Here is a 2,430-nt window from a genome sequence, read left to right on the forward strand (position 1 = left end):
TATTTCCCAATGTGGGCAAAGGGGCTATCGGGATTGGTGGAGCGGCCGGGAATGGTGTGGCCTATGAAAGGGGTAAAGAGATTGGTATGGCGAAGCTCACCCAGCTAAGTATTGGTTTTCAGTGGGGCGGACAGGCGTATCGGGAGGTTATTTTCTTCGAGAATAAGGCCGCGATGGACCGTTTTAAGGAAAACAAAGTGGAGTTCGCCGCTCAGGTGTCCGCCGTTGCGGTGACCGAAGGAGCCTCGGCAGATGCCAGTTATGTGGACGGCGTCCTGGTCTTTACCATGCAAAAAGGCGGCCTGATGTACGAGGCCTCCGTAGGTGGACAGAAGTTTCGGTTTGATGCGTTTTAACACCCTGAAAAAACCTCCGCATACTATTCTAATGCTTTCGGACACTTATAGGGGAGTTTCGTCCTAACGATTTCCTTATTTACTTTCACTAAGCTTATCTTATAGTACAACTACTAAGTCCTTCGGTGTGATTGGGTGTCAATGATGATGCATCATCCCGGTCAACGCAGGTCTTTTTATCCTTCCTGCCACCCCCGGGTAGGATGTAGTCAAACCTCTTTTCCATGTTGTGCACAAGAGGGCACATATAAAAATTACACAATCCAAACCAATCATGAAAACAATTTTTAAACTGGCCCTTGTGGCTGTCTTTTTATTCAGCTATTCCTGTAGCCAGGAACCTGAGTTGAACTCGGAAAACCTCCAGGTTACAAATGCCAGATCCAAGGTTAAGAATAATATAAAATCAGGGAACGCCTTGTTGAAAACTTTGGTAAAAGGAGCTCTTATTAAAGGAACTAATGGCCTGGACGTTGGTCCGGATGGTAATCTGTACATAGCCAGTGTCAATGGACAGGAAATTGTAGTTATGAATAAGAACAATGGAAAGATCCTGAATCGCTTCGGGCCAGCTAATGGTGTTTTGGGTCCCGATGATATGATATTTGGTCCGGATGGAACGTTTTACTGGACAGATCTGATTACCGGGTTCATAGGGCGTGCTACTATGGAAGGCGTATTATTGGGATACCAGCCAGTGGCTCCCGGGGTCAATCCGATCCGGTTTTCCAAACCAAATCCTGAAGATCCTGAAAGTGGTCCTCGTCTCTTTACCGCCCTGGACTTCCTGGGTGACGGTATATATGAGTTAGACCCTGAGACACTTGAACCCACACCTATCATTATATGTCCTGATGGTTTTGGACTGGGTTTCTTTAACTCGTTTGATACTCGCTGGGAAAACGGTCGCCTTTGGTTATACGGGCCCCTGTTTGCTTTAAACCTGGTCATAGCGATAGACATCGATGCATTTGCTGAAGGAACCGTATTCCCGGGAGATCTCAGTGGTCTTTTTACGAGTTTGTCAGATGGCACGATCAGAATCGTAGCAGGTAATCTGGCGAATTCCGATCTGTTTAATCCAGCAGCAGCCAAGTTTGGGCCTGATGGTATGCTGTATGTGCTTGACCAGGAGGGTAAATTATTTAAGGTAAATGCAGACGGGGAAGATGATAAAACCCTTTTTACAACCCTGCCACCCGGACTGGATAATATGACCTTTGACGAGGACGGCAGCCTGTATATGACCAATGCAGACGAGGGCTGGGTAGCGGAAATCCTGCCAAGCGGACAACCCCGCTATTTAAGCCCGGGAGGCATGATTTTACCTCAGGGCCTGGCCGTAATGCCAGGGTCCAATAACCAGGATGTGCTTTATGAAGCCGATCTCTTCAGGTTGAGAAAATTCAATGGGAAAAGCGGCCGACAGGAAGATATTTACAAAGGCTTTTTGATCAATCCAACGCTCGAGTTACCGATATTACCTATGAATATTTCAGCTGCCGGGGACAAACTGGTGGTTTCATCCTGGTTTAGCGAGGCCGTACAGCTTTGGGATGTTCAGTCGAATCCTGCCACCGTCCTTGAAACGTATGCGATGCCTCTTCCTATAGATGCCGTACAAATAAATGGCGAGATCATCGTTTCCGATTTTGGATTGGGAGGGGTGTTATATGCAAAGGATTATAACCCCATGGATGTTACTACCCCCCTAATAAAGAAATTAGAAGCAGCCAGCGGGTTAGCTACAGATGGCGAAATCCTGTGGGCAGCTGACCAGCAAACAGGAGAAATCTGGCAAATAGAATTTGACAGCGACCCGCCAAGTGCCAATGTTGTTGCCCATGGTCTGCAGGGCCCGGAAGGCCTGGCTTTGGACAATGAGGGAAGATTATTGGTTATTGAGGCGGGCGCCTCCCGTTTATCACGTGTTGATCTCGATACAGGAGAAGTTACTTTGATTGTGGGAGGTCTTGAACTTTACGGTCCTGGTCTTGGTACTCCCCCCACATGGGGTTTTGACGGGGTAGCCGTCGGTAAATCTGGAGATATCTATATTTCAGGCACCTTAAAT

Annotated in this window: 2 protein-coding genes; both read left to right on the forward strand. The window is 47.5% G+C overall.

What is annotated here, in order from left to right; translation table 11 throughout:
• On the forward strand, nucleotides 1-356 hold a 356-nt coding region (locus AC4E7D_RS13940; RefSeq protein WP_490174385.1), incomplete at its 5' end, for a YSC84-related protein.
• A gap of 274 nt (nucleotides 357-630) precedes the next feature.
• A partial coding sequence (locus AC4E7D_RS13945) for an NHL repeat-containing protein (protein ID WP_490174386.1) occupies nucleotides 631-2,430 on the forward strand: 1,800 nt, incomplete at its 3' end.

It is taken from the genome of Lentiprolixibacter sp. (assembly GCF_982873095.1).